Genomic DNA, 17734 nt, shown 5'->3' on the forward strand with positions numbered 1-17734 from the left:
CAGGCCTAATGATGAAAGCACAAGCATATCTTATTATACTACTCGTTTCTTCCCTTTCTTTTGGTTGTGGCGAGTTTTACAAATTGGAAAAAAGCACCAACTGGGATGAGCTTTATGAAGCTGCCAACAGGTATTATGACCAAGGCGATTACAACAAGTCTATTATATTGTATGACAGGGTTTTACCGGTAATAAAAGGGAGTGGAAAAGCAGAATTGGCGGAATTCAATTACGCTTATGCCCATTTCCGTATGAAAAGGTATATAGAGTCTGCAGGCTATTTTAAAACATTTTTCGATACTTATAATCGTTCACCTTTAGCTGAGGAAGCGCTCTTTATGCATGCCTATTCCCTGTATCTGGACTCACCCGACTACAACCTGGATCAAAGAAGTTCAAGGGAAGCGGTTAATGCCATTCAGTTGTTCATGAACCGGTATCCGGAGTCGGATTCTTACGAAAGAGCGACTTCAATGATTGATGACCTTCAGAAAAGATTTGAGGAAAAAGCCTTTGAAGAGTCCAAAATGTATTATCGCTTAACTGATGGGCTATTCCCGGGTGAATTTTACCGGGCATGTATTGTTAATTTTCAAAACTTTGCCAAGTCATTTCCCGATAGCAAATACAATGAAGAACTTGCCTTTAAATTGGTAGAAGTCAGTGCGGCTTATGCAGAAAGAAGTGTATTTGATAAAAAAGAAGAAAGACTCAACCAATCCATTGATTTTGCACAAGACTTCAATCAAAAATACCCGGATAGCGGTTATGGAAAAAAAGTCAATAACCTCATGTCCGAAACCAAAACTGAATTGGAATCTCATTACCGTCTAAAGGAACAATACGAGGCCCGCTCTGCTGAAGCCCGTAAAATCAGGGAAGAAGAAGAAAGAAATCAAGCGGCCACTGAGGCATTAAGAAACGTAGAAAATTAAACAAACAATCAAAACATGGCAGTTAATCCATCAATTATCACCAGGGACCTGGATAAAGTAGCCGAAAAATCAGGTAATCTTTACGAATCAATATTCGTGGTATCTCAAAGGGCAAAGCAAATCTCCTCTACCATGAAAGAAGAGTTAAACAACAAGCTCTCTGAGTTTGCTTCTACAGTAGATAACCTGGAAGAGGTGTTTGAAAACAAGGAACAAATTGAAATTTCAAAATTCTATGAAAGAATGCCCAAGCCAAGCACCATGGCGATGGAGGAATTCATGGAGGACAAGGTTTTGTTCAGATATCCGGAAGAAGAAAGCGAATCTTAAATGCCGCTATCAGGCAAAAATGTCTTAGTGGGCGTAACAGGTGGCATCGCAGCCTATAAAGCTGCGGTGCTCATACGCTTGTTGATAAAATCCGGAGCAGAAGTCAAGGTCATTATGACGACTTCTGCTTTGGACTTTATCGGCCCCCTCACACTATCGACATTATCCAAAAACCCCGTTTATATTGATTTTTTTAATAGAAGCACCGGGGAATGGACCAATCACGTGGAATTGGGAAATTGGGCAGACCTGATGATTATTGCTCCTCTGTCAGCCAATACCCTGGCCAAAATGGCAAGTGGGCAAAGTGATAATTTACTGTGCTGCACCTACTTATCTTGCACTTGTCCGGTGCTTGTAGCACCAGCCATGGACCTGGACATGTACCGCCATGCTGCTGTTATAAAAAATCTGGACACTTTGCGAAGCTTTGGCAATAAAGTGATGGAAGCCAGCACTGGTGATCTGGCAAGTGGCTTGGTTGGACAGGGCAGAATGCCCGAGCCGGAGGAAATACTGGAGGAAGCAAAGCAGATTATTATTCCAAATACTCCACTTAAAAATAAAAAAATCATGATTACTGCTGGCCCCACTCAGGAGGCCATAGATCCGGTGCGCTATATCAGCAACCACTCCAGTGGGAAAATGGGCATTTCCATAGCCCATGAGGCTGCTAAAAGAGGTGCCCAGGTCACGCTTATATTAGGGCCTACGGCGTTAAAACCTGAATTGTCCAGCATACGAACGGTGCATGTCAGCAGTGCACAAGACATGTTTGAGGCCGCAAAAACCCATCACAAACAAGCCGATGTGGCTATTTTTTCTGCAGCCGTGGCCGATTACCGTCCGGAAAAACCTGCCACAGAGAAAATTAAAAAAGACCAACAGGTTTATGCCGTCTCACTTGTTAAAAACCCGGATATAGCCCAATATTTGGGGAAGCAAAAGCGAACTGAACAGTTCCATATTGGTTTTGCGCTGGAAACGGATGAAGGATCCGAAAGTGCCAAAAATAAATTGTTAAATAAAAATCTGGATTTTATCGTATTGAATACCTTGCTTGACCCGGAAGCTGGCTTTCAAAAAGACACCAACAAAGCGACCCTGATTTTTAGAAATGATGAAGCAATAAAAACACCTGTTATGACCAAAGAAAAGTTGGCTAAAATAATTTTGAATCAATTAGAAACCCTAATTGGCACAACAGAAAACAAATAATAGCGTTTGTTATTGTAAATTTTCATCCATAAATAACCTCAAGATTATGGTGCGTTTCCTGGTCATTTGCTGTTTGCTTTTTTATTTTGTCGCTCCATTGAGGGTTACGGCACAACAACTGGATTTTACCGTAACCATCAATAGTGAAAGAGCCAGAACCCAGGATCAGGATGTTTTTGACCAAATGAAGACCGCATTTGAGCAGTTTCTAAATAATAGGAGTTGGACAGACGACGAGTTTAAGCCTGAAGAAAGGATTAAAGGCAACCTATTGATTACCATCAATGACATGCCTCAGGTAGGATTGTTTTCGGCCACGGTACAAATTCAGACGGTACGTCCCGTCTATGGTTCAAATTATGAAAGCCTGATGCTGAATTTTGCTGACAGGAACTGGACCTTTGAATATGTAGATTCCCAGCCTTTAGAATTCAATCAATATTCATTTCTAAATAACATCACTTCGCTTTTGGCTTATTACGCCTACATTGCCCTGGGGATTGACTATGACTCTTTTTCCCCAAGAGGTGGTGATCCATTCTACGAAACGGCCAACAATATTGTAGCAAACGCCCAGCAATCTTCCAGACCCGGCTGGAATCAGAATACCTCCGATAAAAGAAATCGATATTGGCTAACCAATGAATTGTACAATTCCCAGGTATTGGTTCCGGTAAGGGATGCTTATTATCTATATCATCGGCGGGGCCTGGACCTGCTCACCAGCAAACCAGAAGAAGGCTATAAAAACATCCTTGAAGCCATCAAAAATGTGGAAGAAGCCAACCGGGTACAACCTAACAGCATCCTCACAATTACTTTTATGGATGCTAAATCTGATGAGCTCTGTAAAATACTTAAAAATGCCCCACTGGAAATCAAACAGGAAGCCGTAGCCGCCTTGTTAAAGGTTGATCCGAACAATGCGAGAAAATACAATGACATTTTAAAAGGATAATCCTCTTTTTTGGTTAATTTTGACACCCTGAATGAAACCAAAGCACCATGTTAACCAACCTTAGCATCGCCAATTATGCTTTGATAGAAAAATTGGAAATGAAACCCTGCCCAGGCCTGAACATGATCACAGGAGAGACCGGTGCAGGTAAATCCATCATGTTGGGTGCTGTAGGCTTATTGCTAGGTAACAGGGCAGATACTAAATCCCTATACAATGAGGAGAAAAAGTGTATCATAGAAGGTGTTTTTGAGGTGAAAAATTATGGGTTAAAACCATTTTTCGAACAGGAAGAATTGGATTATGAAACTTTTTGTATCATCCGAAGGGAAATTTCTCCTTCCGGCAAATCAAGAGCCTTTATCAATGATACTCCAGTAAAACTGGAAACCTTAAAGGTTTTGGGAAAAACATTAATGGATATCCATTCCCAGCATGAAAATCTCCTGTTGGGAGCCTCCTCTTACCAATTGTCCCTGTTGGATGCTTTCGCCAAAACAAAAGAAGAAAAGACACGGTTTAAACGACTATTCCAGGACTATGTAGCCCTTCAGAAAAATGTGGGTGCCCTGGAAAAAGAAATGGTTAATCTTCAGCAAGAATCCGATTACAATCAATTTCAGCTGGAAGAACTCAGCTCCCTTAACCTGACTAGCGGAGAGCAGGAACAGCTGGAATCAGAAGAAGAAATCCTGAACCATGCCGAGGAAATCAAAGCAAAGGCACTGGAGGCTTTGGAGCTTCTGGACAATGAGCAAATGGGCGCCATGCAATTGCTGGGATCAGCAAAACAGCACTTCAATTTTCTCGGAAAATTTGGTAAAAACCTGGCAGATTTAGAACAGAGGTTTCAGAGTCTGATCATTGAATTGAAAGATATCCTGCAAAGCCTGTCTGCTGAAGAACAGCATGTAGAAGTTGATGTCGAAAGGTCTGAATGGGTAAGGGAAAGGTTAAGTAAAATTTACCAGCTTCAAAAAAAACATGGTGTTCAATCCGATGAAGCATTGATTGAACTTACTTCCACTCTTGCCGACAAGGTTTTCAGGGCGGATCATTTGGAAGAAGAACTGTCCAAAAAACGAGCTGAGTTAAAAACGGCCGAGCAAGCACTGTATTCGGCCGGAGAGCAGTTGTCAAAAAAAAGAATGTCTGTATTTAAGGATTTCAGTAAAGAAATTCAGCAGTTACTCGGTCAGCTCGGCATGGAAAATGCTAAAGTTGAGATCCTTAGAAAAGAGATTCCGGCAAATGAATCCGGGATAGACGAAATTGATATTTTATTTTCGGCCAACAAGGGAATTCCTGCCCAACCTATCGGTCAGGTAGCTTCCGGTGGAGAATTTTCGAGGTTGATGTTTGCCATAAAATTTGTCATGGCAGACAAAATGGCTTTGCCTACTCTGATATTTGACGAAATCGATACAGGGGTGTCTGGAGAGGTTGCACTTCAAATGGTGCGAATGATGCAGAAAATTGCTGAAAACCACCAGGTTATCTGTATCAGCCATCTTGCTCAGGTTGCGGCCAAAGGTGAAAAACACTATTTCGTTTTCAAGGACAACAGTGCAAAAAGGACTGTGAGCAAAATAAAGTTATTGAATGCTGAGGAAAGACTTCTTGAAATTGCCAAGATGATTTCCGGATCCAATCCTTCTGCCACAGCCTTCGAAAATGCCAAGGAGTTATTGAACAATTAGACAATAAGAATTAGTTACAAAAGCTTATTTTCCAAAAAGTTTTCATCATTATTAGCTAATTTTAAAGAATATTATTTAATTTAAGTTAGAAAGTTAAAAGAAAAATATGTCTGAAAATCTATTAAAAGGTAAAAAAGGAATCATTACCGGGGCATTGGATGAAAATTCCATTGCCTGGCAAACAGCCTTGAAGGCCAAAGAACAAGGGGCGAAATTCGTCCTTACCAATGCTCCTATAGCAATGAGAATGGGAGCAATTAAAGAATTGGCAGCGGCTTGTGACACCATTATCATCCCAGCCGATGCCACTTCCGTGGAAGACATAGAAAAGCTTTATGATGAGGCTAAAGAATATTTGGGTGGGAATTTTGATTTCCTACTGCATTCCATAGGCATGTCACCCAACGTAAGAAAAGGCAAGGCATATGGAGACCTGAATTACGACTGGGTACAAAAATCTTACGATGTCTCCGCCATTTCTTTTCATAAAATGTTGCAGGTGGCCGAACAGAAAGATATTTTAAATGAATGGGCCTCTGTGGTTGGCTTGAGCTATATAGCTGCCCAACGGGCTTTCCCATTCTATTCAGACATGTCTGAAGCAAAGGCAATTTTGGAAAGCATCGCCAGAAACTACGGCCTGAGATATGGTAAACTCAAAAAAGTCAGGGTCAATACCGTTTCTCAATCGCCAACAAAAACAACTGCCGGATCAGGAATTGGGGGCTTTGATGACTTCTTTGATTTTGCAGATATCGCTTCACCACTTGGAAACGCTTCTGCTGAGGCATGTGCTGAGTATATTATTTCTTTGTTTTCAGATTTTACCAGAATGGTTACCATGCAGAACCTTTTCCATGATGGAGGATATTCTTCTTGTGGAATAACCCAGGAACTGATTGATATTTTTGTTGAAAAAAAGAAATAGAAACTACAATATGCCCAATAAAAAACGAAGCCCTCTTGCTCTGGAAACAAGAAGGCTTCGTTTTTTATTGGGATTCTTTTCTATGACTTAGCGATTTGTGAGGCCAGCCAATCACCCACTTCAGAGGTCTTATAAGCTTTATCACCCTCAGCCAGATCTTCGGTCACAATCCCACTTTCCAGGGAAAGATTGACTGCATCAGAGATGGCTTTTGCTTCGTCCATAAGTCCAAAAGCATACTCAAACATCATGGAGGCTGACAATACAGCAGCCAGGGGGTTGGCGATATCCTTTCCTGCTGCCTGGGGATAAGAACCATGTATGGGTTCAAAAAGCTTGGTTTTAATCCCTATAGAAGCTGAAGGCATCAGTCCCATGGAGCCACTGATCACTGAAGCCTCATCAGTAAGGATGTCTCCAAACAAATTTTCCGTGATCAATACATCATAGGCTTTGGGCCACTGTACCAAACGCATGGCTACAGCATCCACAAATTCGTATTCAACCTTCACATCCGGATATTCCGGGGCAATACGCTGAACCGTTTCCCTCCACAGCCTGGATGTAGCCAACACATTTGCCTTGTCCACACAGGTTAGTAATTTTCTTCTTTTTTGGGCAAATTCAAAGCCCATGCGGGCCAGTCTTTCAATTTCTTCTACAGAGTAAACGCATGTATCAAATGCTTTTGTACCCTGTTCGTTTCTTCCCCTTGGTTCACCAAAGTAAATACCTCCGGTCAGTTCTCTTAAAAAAACCAAGTCCGTTCCCTCTATTCTTTCTCTTTTCAGAGGAGATTTATGAAGCAATGAAGGAAAGGTAAAAGTGGGACGCACATTGGAAAATAAGCCCAACCTTTTCCTCATTTCCAACAGCCCCTGTTCTGGTCTAACCTTTGCACTTGGATCATTATCAAATTTGGGATCGCCAATGGCTCCAAAAAGCACTGCATCGGACTGAAGACAAACCTGGTGGGTCTCTTCAGGATAAGGCTGGCCTACAGCATCTATTGCGGCAGCACCTGTAATGGCTTCCTTAAAAGTAATTTGATGGTTGAATTTTTTTCCAATGGCCTCAACGACTTTTACCGCTTGAGCAATCACTTCAGGTCCTATTCCATCACCAGGCAATAGGGCTATATTCATTTCCATAAGGGTTCTTTTTTTCTGTTTTGTTATTATTTTTAATTTGTTCAATGATATTTAACATTTTTTCGGTTGCCTTCATGGCAGCAATGGTCTGGTCACTGTCCAGTCCCTTGGTTTTAAAAATTCTTCCACCCAGGTCCCAGGTGATGACACATTCCACAAAAGCATCGGTCTTGCCCCCCGGAGGGATACTGATATGAAAATCAGTTAGCTTTGGAAGCTCTTTGTTGAGTGATTTATAAATCTTCTTCAATGCCTTCATAAATGAATCATACTGTCCATCTCCAGAGGCATTCTGTTCATAAAACTCGCTGTACATCTTTATCCTTAGCTGAACAGAGGGCTTTAGCCCTTTGGAATGCACCATATGGTAACCATCTATGACAATATCCTTGTGGATGGAATTGTTCTGTAAGACATCTGAAATGATGTAAGGCAGGTCTTCGGTAGTAACCCTTTCCTTTTTGTCACCAAGCTCTATGATTTTCTGCGTCACCTTGGCCAATTCGTCCGGTTCCAGAGAAATACCCAATTCCACCAGATTTTTGAGAATATTTGCCTTCCCCGAGGTCTTACCCAAGGCATATTTGCGGGTTCTCCCAAACCTTTCCGGTAATAAATCACTGAAATAAAGGTTTTTCTTGTTATCCCCGTCAGCATGTACTCCTGCTGTTTGGGTAAACACATTCTCTCCAACCACAGGCTTATTGGCTGGGATTCTCAAACCAGAAAACTGCTCTACCAATTTACTGATTCTATAAATTTTACTTTCGTTGATGTTTAAAGAATAATCGGTAAAATCTTTGATTACAGCTACAACCGACTCTAGGGGCGCATTTCCGGTCCTTTCACCCAAACCATTGACCGTAGTATGTATCCCTCTGGCGCCAACATTTATTGCATTCAGCACATTGGCCACCGAAAGGTCATAGTCATTGTGAGCATGAAAATCAAAATGGACCTGGGGAAACGATTGGCAAATTTCTCCAAGAAAATCATTGACCTCCTGGGGGCAAAGCAATCCCAAAGTATCGGGCAACATGATCCGCTTTACAGGCAAGGTAGAAAGAAACCGGATCATAGATAGGGCATAGTCCTTTGAATTTCTCATGCCGTTACTCCAATCTTCCAGATAAACATTCACTTCTATCCCGTGCTCCTGTGCGTAACGGATGCATTCGGCAATTTCCTCAAAATGAGTTTCCGGTGATTTCTTTAATTGATGCGTCAGGTGATTTAAGGAACCTTTGGTAAGCAGGTTAAGCACTTTCGCCCCTGCATCCACGATCCAATCAACTGACTTGGGAGTATCCACAAAACCTAAAACCTCGATTTTATCCAGATAACCCTTTTCAGCAGCCCAATGAGTGATCTTCTTTACTCCCTCGAGTTCCCCCTCCGAAACCCTGGCAGATGCCACTTCGATGCGGTCCACCCGAAGTTCCTCCAGCAAAAGCTTTGCAATCTGTAACTTTTCTGAAGGGAGGAAGGATACTCCTGAGGTTTGCTCCCCATCCCTGAGGGTGGTATCCATGATTTCTATATTCTTTTCTCTGCGCATCCCTGTCAATTCATCATTCCTAACCCCTAAAATTCCTCTGTTCTCTGCTTTACATTTTATCTACCTGCCTCAAAAGCCTGAATCTCCGTCTTCAGGTTCAACAAGTAATCGATATCATCAAAGCCATTCTTCATGTTTTGCTTCTTGTAGGAATTGATATCGAAGCTTTCAGATCTACCCGTAGAAAGCAAGGTAATGGTTTGCTTGTTGATATCCACTTCTACCTCCGCAGAAGGGTCTGCTTCTACAGCGGCAAAAAGCTCATCTGCAAATTCAGGGGTTACCGTTACGGGTAGCACACCGATATTCAAGCAGTTGTTTTTAAATATATCCGCAAAGAAACTGGACACCACACAGCGGAAGCCATAATCATAAATTGCCCAAACGGCGTGTTCCCTACTGGATCCGGAACCGAAATTCCTCCCCGCCAAAAGGATTTTCCCTTCATAGGTAGGATCATTCAGGACGAAATCAGGTTTTGGGTTCCCTTCGCTATCGTACCGCCAATCCCTAAAAAGATTATCCCCAAATCCCTTCCTTTCGGTGGCTTTTAAAAACCTGGCCGGAATGATTTGGTCGGTATCTACATTCTCGGTAGAAAGCGGGACCATTCTGCTGGTCAAAACATCAAATTTATCGTATGCCATGATTTTATTTTTCTAATGCTAATTCCTCTATCAAATCCCTTGGGTCAGTTATTTCACCCGTGATGGCCACTGCGGCAACAGTGAGTGGTGAAGCCAGCAATGTACGGCTTCCCGGACCCTGTCTTCCTTCAAAGTTACGGTTGGAAGTAGAAACTGCATATTTCCCGGATGGGATCTTATCGTCATTCATTGCCAAACAAGCCGAGCAACCTGGCTGCCTGAGCTTGAATCCAGCTTCCTCCAAAATCTGGACCAAACCTTCTTCCATGGCTTTTTTCTCTACTTCTCTGGAGCCGGGTACGATCCAGGCAGTTATGTTATCCGCCTTCTTTTTGCCTTTGACAAATTCAGCCACCGTCCTCAGGTCCTCTATTCTTCCATTGGTACAACTCCCCACAAAGACATAGTCAATTTTCTTGCCTTTCATGGGTTCTCCCGGCTTAAACCCCATATAATCCAGGGACTTGATATAAGATTTTTTTACACTCTCCTTCATCCCTTCAGTGGTGGGTATACTCTCCCTTACTTTTACCCCCATACCAGGATTGGTGCCATACGTGATCATGGGCTCTATATCCACCGCATTGTAGTGGTATTCCAGGTCAAATTCTGCCCCTTCATCGGTTTTTAAGGTCTTCCAGTAAGCTACTGCCTGATCCCATGCTTCCCCTTTTGGCGCCAAATCCTTGCCCTCAAGATAATTAAAAGTAGTTTCGTCAGGAGCGATTAGCCCGCCTCTGGCTCCCATTTCTATACTCATGTTACAGATCGTCATTCTGGCTTCCATGCTCAAAGACCGGATGGCACTACCTGCATATTCTATAAAATAACCTGTTCCACCACTGGCAGAAATCTGGGAAATAATATATAAAATAATGTCCTTAGAGCTCACCCCTCTCCCAAGGGTCCCGTCTACTGTAATGCGCATCTTTTTAGGCTTGGCCTGCATGATACACTGGGTAGCAAAAACCATTTCAACTTCAGAAGTACCAATCCCAAAGGCGATGGTTCCAAAAGCACCATGGGTGGAGGTATGGCTATCACCGCATACGATGGTCATTCCCGGTTGGGTGATTCCCAGTTCAGGGCCTATCACATGAACAATTCCGTGGTGGTCTGTCCCCAGGTCATGCAAATCGATGCCATGTCTTTTACAATTCTCCCTGAGTTTTTCTACCTGCATCCGGGAGAGCTGGTCTTTGATGGTCTTATCCTGATCGATAGTAGGCACATTGTGATCCGGAGTGGCTACGGTCCTTTCGGGAAACATCACCTTGGTGCCCCTTTTCTCCAGGTTCAGGAATGCTACCGGACTGGTTACTTCATGGATAAAATGCTTATCAATGAAAAACACATCTGGCCCGTCAGGGATTGATTTGATCACATGGGCATCCCAAATTTTATCAAATAATGTTTTCTTCTCCATTATGGTTAAATTTTTGTCAACTTACTTGACAGGTAACTTGTTTAAAGCATCTACGAAAGCTTTGGCAGAAGCCAAAACAATATCTGTTTCGGACCCAAACCCATGATAGGGCTTCCCTTCATGCATCAGGCGCATATGCACCTTGCATGTATCATCACTTCCCTTTGTCATGGCCTGGATCAAAAACTCATCCAGGATTACCTCTTGAGAAATGAGTTGTTTGATGGCCTTGATCACAGCGTCAACAGGCCCGTTGCCCTTAGAAACACCCTGTTTGATATCGTCGCCGATAGCCAAACTGATCTCAGCACTGGCTTCTTCGCCTTCTTTGCCCTGGTAGGCAATCTGCTCAAGTGAGATGAAAGGTGAGTTTTCTATATGTTCTCCCAATAGGGATAACAAGTCTTTTCTTCCGATGTCCCGCTTGGCATCGGCCAAAACCAGAAAATCTTCATAGATCTCATCCAGCTTCTCCTTTTCAAATTCAAACCCGAGCAATTTTAAATGGTGCTTTAAGGCTGCACGGCCGCTTCTTGCCGTAAGAACTATGGAAGATTCCTCCACCCCAACATCCTTCGGGTCCATTATCTCATAATTTTCCCTGTTTTTAAGCACTCCATCCTGATGAATTCCGGAAGAATGTGCAAAGGCGTTTCTGCCAACAATTGCCTTATTGGGCTGAATCGGCATATTCATCAGCTTGGAAATGATCCTGCTGGTTTCGTATATTTTTTTGGTGTTGATATCGGTATATACGGGGATCTCCTTGTGGCTTTTGATGGCCATGACTACTTCCTCAAGGGAAGTATTGCCAGCCCGCTCTCCTATACCGTTCATGGTTACTTCCACTTGTCTTGCGCCATTCAGCACTCCGGAAAGGCTATTGGCTGTGGCCAATCCCAGATCATTGTGACAATGCGTGGCAATAATGGCCTGATCGATATTGGAAACATTTTCCTTTAAATGCCGGATGATGTTTCCATATTGTTCCGGAAGACAGTAACCGGTGGTATCCGGAATATTGACCACCCTGGCCCCGGCTTTAATAACGGCTTCCAGAATTCGGGTGAGAAATTCCGGATCTGCCCGGCCTGCATCTTCGGCATAAAACTCCACTTCTTCCACAAGATTCCGGGCCAGCTTCACAGCTTTTATGGCTTTCTCCATTACGGCTTCCGGCGTACTTCTGAGTTTGTGCTGTATGTGGTAGCCTGAAACGCCTATACCTGTATGAATCCTGCTCCTTTTGGCAAAACGCAATGCTTCCGCCGCCACTTCAATATCTTTTTCCACTGCCCTGGATAAAGCACAGATAATTGGCCGATCCACTGCCTTTGATATTTCTACTACGGAATTGAAATCCCCAGGGCTGGATATGGGAAATCCAGCCTCAAGGATATCAACACCCAGTTCTTCCAAAGCCTTGGCTACCACAATCTTTTCCCTGGTATCGAGCTGACAACCCGGTACCTGTTCACCATCCCTTAGGGTGGTATCGAATATCCAAAGCTTTTCTGACATGATTTAATTGTTCTCCGGTCTTAATTTACGGACAGTTGCACCTGCCTGCCACATTTCTGATTCTCTCAATTCCTTTAACTCTTCCTCCAGCTTCACCCTGTAATCTGATTTGCTGTTGGATTCTATTGACTTGGCGGCTTCCTTACCTGCCTTTACACTGTTGTATAAATCTTCAAAAACAGGTTTGGTGGCATCCCTGAAAGGCTTCCACCAATCCAAAGCACCCCGCTGAGCAGTGGTAGAACAATTGGCATACATCCAATCCATTCCGTTTTCGGCCACCAATGGCATCAAACTTTGGGTTAGTTCTTCTACAGTTTCGTTAAAAGCCTCTGAAGGAGAATGCCCATTGGCTCTCAATACTTCATACTGAGCTGCGAAAATACCCTGAATAGCTCCCATCAATGTTCCTCTTTCTCCGGTAAGATCCGAAGTCACTTCTTTGTAGAAGTCAGTTTCGAACAAATATCCGGAACCTACACCTATACCCAGCGCCACGGCTCTGTCGCGGGCTTTACCAGTTGCGTCCTGGTAAATGGCAAATGAAGAATTCAAACCTCTACCCTCAACAAACATTCTCCTCAATGAAGTTCCTGAGCCTTTTGGTGCTACCAAAATCACATCCACATCTTTAGGCGGAATAATGCCTGTCTGGTCTTTGTAGGTTACACCAAAGCCATGGGAAAAATACAATGCCTTTCCTGCTTTCAAGTGCTTCTTAACAGTAGGCCAAAGGGCAATTTGTCCGGCATCAGACAACAAAAACTGAAGAATGGTCCCCTTTTCGCAGGCTTCCTCCAATTCAAAAAGAGTTTCCCCAGGCACCCAGCCATCTGCAATGGCCTTATCCCAGGTTTTAGAATCCTTGCGCTGACCAACAATGACATTGAATCCATTGTCTTTTAGGTTAAGGGCCTGTCCAGGGCCCTGTACTCCGTAGCCTAAAACGGCAATTACCTCATCTTTAAGTACTTCCTTGGCTTTTTCAAGAGGAAATTCCTCTCTTGTTACAACATTTTCTTCAACTGTACCGAACTTCAGTTTCATAATTATATATTAAAATTAATTTTAAATAGGTTACAAATATTTATCTATGGTTTCCATGGGCTTGGCCACGGCCACCCTTCCCGATCTAACGAATTCCAAAACATTGAAGTCCTTCAGTACCTCCAATAATTCCTGGGTCTCCTCTTTGTGACCCGTCATTTCAATTACCACAAAGTCTTTCTCCGCAGAAATGATCCTGGCATTGTGCTGCCGGATTACTTTTTCCAATCCAGAGTCAATATTATCAATGGGGATTTTATACAGGGCAATTTCCTGAAAAACCATTTCATCATCCAGGTAATAAAAAGCCTTGATCACGTCTATGATCTTTTCTATTTGCTTGGATAGCTGAATGATTTGCTCTTCGGTGGTATGCACCACAATGGTTATTCTGTAGATGCCTTCTTCCCTGCTTTCTGATGCGGTAAACCCATCAATATTAATGCCTCTACGGGTAAAAATCAGCGTTATTCTACTGAGTATACCTATGAAATTTTCTGTAAAAACAGAAATGGTGTATCTTTTATTCATTATGAATCAACTAAGTCTAACCTCTTCAACTGAACTTCCTGAAGCAATCATCGGGAATACATTGTCTTCTTTTTCTACTACTACTTCAAGAAAATAAGGTCCTTCATGGACAAACATTTCTGCAACTGCCTGACGCAGGTCCCCACGTATGTCAACTTTCTGAACTTTAAAATTATACGCTTCAGCTATTTTAATAAAATCAGGGTTATCCAACTCGGTAAAGGAATAGCGCTTGTCGAAAAACAATTGTTGCCACTGCCTTACCATGCCCAGGAAATTATTGTTCAATAAAACAACCTTTACAGGAGCCTGGGTCTGCATAATGGTCCCCAACTCCTGAATGGTCATTTGTATGCCACCATCACCTACCACACAGATTACCTGTCTGTTGAAATCATGCAACTGAGCTCCCAAGGCTGCGGGAAGGGCAAAACCCATGGTTCCCAATCCCCCTGATGTTACCTGGGTACGGGTGGTTTTGTATTCAAAATACCTCCAGGCTACCATTTGGTGTTGCCCCACATCTGTTACCAGAATGGCATCATCTGATTTAAATTCATTGATATGACGAATAACCTCTCCCATGGTCAGGCCAACTTTGGTAGGTGAAAGGTCATTTCCCACAACCACCCGCTTTTCTTCAGCCTCCAATTCCCTGAATGCTTTAATCCATTCGGGGTGGGATCGTTTTTCTACTTTTTCAGTAAGCTTCTCCAGGCTAATGCGGCAATCACCTAAAACAGCCACCTCACATTTTACATTTTTATTTATCTCTGCAGGATCCAATTCCAGGTGAATAACTTTTGCCTGTTTGGCATAGCGTTTCACATCCCCGGTAACCCGGTCATCAAAACGCATTCCAACTGCAATCAGGACATCACATTGGTTGGTCAAAATATTGGGCCCATAGTTCCCGTGCATCCCCAATTTTCCTACATAGTTGGGATGATCCTCTGATAAGGCACCCGTGCCCAGTAGCGTACAAGCCGCAGGTATACCAGATTTATCGAGGAATTCCTGCAACGCCTTTTCGGCCTTTCCCAATATCACTCCCTGTCCAAACAGTACATAGGGCTTCTTAGCCTGGTTGATAAGATTTGCTGCCTGCACTATGATGCTATCCTCCAACTTGGGGTAGGGTCTGTAAGACCTTATATTCAGACAAGGAACATAATTAAATTCCCCAAGGGCTGTTTGCGCATCTTTGGTAATATCGATCAAAACCGGACCAGGCCTTCCCGAACGGGCTATATGAAATCCCTTGGCGATGGCAGGAGCTATATCTTCCACCTTTCGAACCTGAATATTCCACTTTGTACCCGGCATGGATATGCCTACCACATCTGTTTCCTGAAAAGCATCCGTACCTAACAAATGAGAAGCTACCTGACCGGTAATGCATACCAAGGGCGTACTGTCAATAAGTGCGTCAGCAATACCTGTAATCAAATTGGTAGCTCCAGGGCCGGAAGTAGCCATACAGACACCCACCTGACCTGAAACCCGGGCATAGCCCTGGGCCGCATGTATGGCGCCCTGCTCGTGTCTTGTCAGAATGTGCTGGATATGATCCATATAATCGTACAAGGCATCATATACCGGCATAATGGCTCCTCCTGGGTAGCCAAAGATGTATCTGGCGTTTTCTGCCACCAATGACTTGATGACTATTTCAGCACCTCTTATTCGGGAATCATTCATAATCGTTAACTTTTATCTGTCACGCACCCCTCGGATGCCGTAGAAACTAACTGAGAATATTTTTTTAGCGTTCCATTTAAATGGCTTAAATCTTTGTTAACCCAGGTTTTTTTCCTTTCTTCAAAGGCTTCAGGGCTAACATTGCAGCTTATTTCCAAACTTTCCGCATTGATGGTTACGATATCACCATTCTGCAGGAGTCCGATCGGTCCACCTACATAGGCTTCGGGCGTTACATGTCCTACCACAAAACCATGGGTGCCTCCGGAAAATCGCCCATCTGTGATCAAAGCCACATCCGAACCCAGGCCGGAGCCAATAATTATGGAAGTGGGTTTCAACATCTCGGGCATTCCCGGTCCCCCCTTGGGACCTACGTACCTGATTACAACCACATCACCTTTCTGAACCTCCTGGTTTTTCATGGCATCATTGGCCTCCTGTTCTGAATTGTAAACCTTTGCCGGTCCGGTAAAGGAAACACCCTCTTTTCCGGAAATTTTAGCCACCGCACCTTCAGGTGCCAGGTTTCCATTTAAGATACACAAGTGACCTGTGGCCTTAATCGGATCTTCCAGCGGGCAGATTACACTTCCCTTTTCTGCCTTAACCGGAGCAATGTTGGCCAGGTTTTCTGCAATAGTCTTACCTGTTACTGTCATGCAATCTCCATGCAGCAAACCATTATCCAGCAAATATTTCATAAATGCCGGAAGCCCACCCTGCTCGTGCAGGTCCTCCATCAGGTACTTGCCACTTGGCTTGAAATCACCCAAAACAGGCGTACTTGCATTGATTCGCTTAAAGTCTTCCAGGCCAAAATCTATGCCAGCCGTACGCGCAATAGCAAGCAAATGAAGAACTGCATTGGTACTTCCTGCCAATGCTACCACTACCCGGACGGCGTTTTCCAGACTCTTTCGGGTAAGGATGTCTTTTGGCTTAAGGTCCATGGCCAGGAGGTTAGCTATAAACTCTCCTGCGGCCTCACATTCTGCAGCTTTTTCTTTGGAATTGGCCGGGTTAGACGCACTGTAAGGCAGGGAAAGCCCCATGGCCTCTATGGCCGAAGACATGGTGTTTGCAGTATACATCCCGCCGCATGCCCCCGCTCCTGGACAGGCATTCTTGATGACACCCATGTAGTCCTCATCTGAAATCTCGTCTTTGATGCGCTTGCCGTAGGCTTCAAATGCAGAGACGATATTGAGTTTCTCCCCTTTGTATTTCCCGGAACGGATAGTACCCCCATAGACCATGATGCTGGGCCGGTTGACACGAAGCATGCCCATAATAGCTCCTGGCATATTTTTATCACAACCAGCCACTGCTACAATCCCATCGAACGAATGACCTAAAATAAATGATTCAATGGAGTCAGCAATGATTTCCCTGGAAGGCAAACTGTACCGCATCCCGGCTGTTCCCATGGAAATTCCGTCACTGATACCTATTGTATTGAAAACCATTCCAGTTAGCTTGGATTTCACGGTAGCAGCCTTGATGGCTCTCGCGAAATCATTGAGGTGCATGTTACAGGGATTGCTCTCATATCCACAGCTGGCCACTCCCACAAAGGGTTGTTTCATTTTTTCATCTGAAAGACCGGTGGCATACAACATGGCCATTGAAGCAGGATTTTCCTGATTATCACTTACCTCCCAACTGTGTTTCTTTGAATCACTCATTTATTTGTATCTATTTTTTTTTAACAACTGGCTTATAAAAAAAAGTGCTTCACTCGAATGAAGCACTTTATGGTATTTTTCTATCGGCAATAGATCAGCGCTTCATCCCTCTCTAGATGATAATGACGATAAGTACGACAAGGCTGACCAGAATGAACATATTTCGTTTTTTTTAAATGGTAATCTTTACCTTTTTGGTTCTAATGATAATGCAATATTAAAACCCATAATCCATACTTACAATATTTTATTTCATTTTTTAATTTATGAGAAATAATAATATTAGGCATTTGAAATAGAAATAGAAATTATAGTTTATTATTAAGTAAAGTGTAGAATTTAATTTTTTAAATTTTACTAATGTAAAAAATTTCAAAATATTATTCTGATGCAAA

Annotated in this window: 15 protein-coding genes; 6 read left to right on the top strand and 9 right to left on the bottom strand. The window is 43.2% G+C overall.

Annotation, left to right across the window (positions count from 1 at the left end; translation table 11 throughout):
• Window positions 1-8: 8 nt before the first annotated feature.
• The 6 genes from G9Q97_RS16345 to G9Q97_RS16370 all read left to right on the top strand — a co-directional run bounded on the left by G9Q97_RS16345 (window position 9) and on the right by G9Q97_RS16370 (window position 6069).
• Window positions 9-935, top strand: coding sequence for an outer membrane protein assembly factor BamD (locus tag G9Q97_RS16345; protein WP_166148720.1), 927 nt, complete (start codon window positions 9-11; stop codon window positions 933-935).
• Between the two features lie 15 nt (window positions 936-950).
• Window positions 951-1265, top strand: a complete 315-nt coding sequence (locus tag G9Q97_RS16350; RefSeq protein WP_166148722.1) for a DNA-directed RNA polymerase subunit omega — start codon at window positions 951-953, stop codon at window positions 1263-1265.
• On the top strand, window positions 1266-2483 hold the full coding sequence (gene coaBC / locus G9Q97_RS16355) for a bifunctional phosphopantothenoylcysteine decarboxylase/phosphopantothenate--cysteine ligase CoaBC (protein ID WP_166148724.1): 1218 nt from the start codon (window positions 1266-1268) through the stop codon (window positions 2481-2483). It begins immediately after the preceding gene.
• Between the two features lie 46 nt (window positions 2484-2529).
• A complete protein-coding gene (gene porD, locus G9Q97_RS16360; protein ID WP_166148726.1) occupies window positions 2530-3441 on the top strand; it encodes a type IX secretion system protein PorD in 912 nt (303 codons plus the stop codon).
• Window positions 3442-3488: 47 nt separating this feature from the next.
• Entirely contained in the window at window positions 3489-5141 is a 1653-nt protein-coding gene (recN, locus tag G9Q97_RS16365) for a DNA repair protein RecN (RefSeq protein WP_166148727.1), read from the top strand.
• A gap of 106 nt (window positions 5142-5247) precedes the next feature.
• Window positions 5248-6069 (top strand): enoyl-ACP reductase FabI, encoded by an 822-nt coding sequence (locus G9Q97_RS16370; RefSeq protein WP_166148729.1) that lies wholly within the window; start codon window positions 5248-5250, stop codon window positions 6067-6069.
• A gap of 80 nt (window positions 6070-6149) precedes the next feature.
• On the opposite strand, the gene leuB is transcribed toward G9Q97_RS16370, so the two are convergent.
• From leuB to ilvD, 9 genes are read right to left on the bottom strand one after another with little or no spacing between them, the layout of a single operon-like run.
• Entirely contained in the window at window positions 6150-7220 is a 1071-nt protein-coding gene (gene leuB, locus G9Q97_RS16375) for a 3-isopropylmalate dehydrogenase (protein WP_166148731.1), read from the bottom strand.
• Entirely contained in the window at window positions 7189-8778 is a 1590-nt protein-coding gene (locus tag G9Q97_RS16380) for an alpha-isopropylmalate synthase regulatory domain-containing protein (protein ID WP_166148733.1), read from the bottom strand. Before G9Q97_RS16380 ends, leuB begins: the two co-directional genes overlap by 32 nt.
• 56 nt (window positions 8779-8834) lie before the next feature.
• Entirely contained in the window at window positions 8835-9425 is a 591-nt protein-coding gene (gene leuD / locus G9Q97_RS16385) for a 3-isopropylmalate dehydratase small subunit (RefSeq protein WP_166148735.1), read from the bottom strand.
• A gap of 4 nt (window positions 9426-9429) precedes the next feature.
• The gene (leuC, locus tag G9Q97_RS16390; RefSeq protein WP_166148737.1) at window positions 9430-10851 is read right to left on the bottom strand and encodes a 3-isopropylmalate dehydratase large subunit; all 1422 of its coding nucleotides are present in this window, start codon (window positions 10849-10851) and stop codon (window positions 9430-9432) included.
• A 21-nt stretch (window positions 10852-10872) separates the two neighbouring features.
• Window positions 10873-12372 (bottom strand): 2-isopropylmalate synthase, encoded by a 1500-nt coding sequence (locus G9Q97_RS16395; RefSeq protein WP_166148739.1) that lies wholly within the window; start codon window positions 12370-12372, stop codon window positions 10873-10875.
• A 3-nt stretch (window positions 12373-12375) separates the two neighbouring features.
• Entirely contained in the window at window positions 12376-13419 is a 1044-nt protein-coding gene (gene ilvC, locus G9Q97_RS16400; RefSeq protein ID WP_166148741.1) for a ketol-acid reductoisomerase, read from the bottom strand.
• A 30-nt stretch (window positions 13420-13449) separates the two neighbouring features.
• Window positions 13450-13950: an acetolactate synthase small subunit gene (ilvN, locus tag G9Q97_RS16405; protein ID WP_166148751.1), complete on the bottom strand. Its 501-nt coding sequence runs from the start codon at window positions 13948-13950 to the stop codon at window positions 13450-13452.
• A gap of 6 nt (window positions 13951-13956) precedes the next feature.
• Complete coding sequence (ilvB, locus tag G9Q97_RS16410) at window positions 13957-15651, bottom strand: biosynthetic-type acetolactate synthase large subunit (protein WP_166148753.1); 1695 nt, start codon at window positions 15649-15651, stop codon at window positions 13957-13959.
• A 5-nt stretch (window positions 15652-15656) separates the two neighbouring features.
• On the bottom strand, window positions 15657-17339 hold the full coding sequence (gene ilvD / locus G9Q97_RS16415; protein WP_166148755.1) for a dihydroxy-acid dehydratase: 1683 nt from the start codon (window positions 17337-17339) through the stop codon (window positions 15657-15659).
• Window positions 17340-17734: the final 395 nt, after the last annotated feature.

This window comes from Cyclobacterium plantarum (assembly GCF_011290685.1).
Taxonomy (GTDB): Bacteria; Bacteroidota; Bacteroidia; order Cytophagales; family Cyclobacteriaceae; genus Cyclobacterium; species Cyclobacterium plantarum.

Coding starts and splice junctions, on each gene's coding strand:
- coaBC (WP_166148724.1), top strand. CDS start 1,266: ATGCCGCTATCAGGCAAAAATGTCTTAGTGGGCGTAACAGGTGGCATC.
- ilvB (WP_166148753.1), bottom strand. CDS start 15,651: ATGAATGATTCCCGAATAAGAGGTGCTGAAATAGTCATCAAGTCATTG.
- G9Q97_RS16370 (WP_166148729.1), top strand. CDS start 5,248: ATGTCTGAAAATCTATTAAAAGGTAAAAAAGGAATCATTACCGGGGCA.
- ilvN (WP_166148751.1), bottom strand. CDS start 13,950: ATGAATAAAAGATACACCATTTCTGTTTTTACAGAAAATTTCATAGGT.
- leuC (WP_166148737.1), bottom strand. CDS start 10,851: ATGGAGAAGAAAACATTATTTGATAAAATTTGGGATGCCCATGTGATC.
- ilvC (WP_166148741.1), bottom strand. CDS start 13,419: ATGAAACTGAAGTTCGGTACAGTTGAAGAAAATGTTGTAACAAGAGAG.
- porD (WP_166148726.1), top strand. CDS start 2,530: ATGGTGCGTTTCCTGGTCATTTGCTGTTTGCTTTTTTATTTTGTCGCT.
- leuB (WP_166148731.1), bottom strand. CDS start 7,220: ATGGAAATGAATATAGCCCTATTGCCTGGTGATGGAATAGGACCTGAA.
- G9Q97_RS16345 (WP_166148720.1), top strand. CDS start 9: ATGATGAAAGCACAAGCATATCTTATTATACTACTCGTTTCTTCCCTT.
- G9Q97_RS16380 (WP_166148733.1), bottom strand. CDS start 8,778: ATGCGCAGAGAAAAGAATATAGAAATCATGGATACCACCCTCAGGGAT.
- G9Q97_RS16350 (WP_166148722.1), top strand. CDS start 951: ATGGCAGTTAATCCATCAATTATCACCAGGGACCTGGATAAAGTAGCC.
- recN (WP_166148727.1), top strand. CDS start 3,489: ATGTTAACCAACCTTAGCATCGCCAATTATGCTTTGATAGAAAAATTG.
- leuD (WP_166148735.1), bottom strand. CDS start 9,425: ATGGCATACGATAAATTTGATGTTTTGACCAGCAGAATGGTCCCGCTT.
- ilvD (WP_166148755.1), bottom strand. CDS start 17,339: ATGAGTGATTCAAAGAAACACAGTTGGGAGGTAAGTGATAATCAGGAA.
- G9Q97_RS16395 (WP_166148739.1), bottom strand. CDS start 12,372: ATGTCAGAAAAGCTTTGGATATTCGATACCACCCTAAGGGATGGTGAA.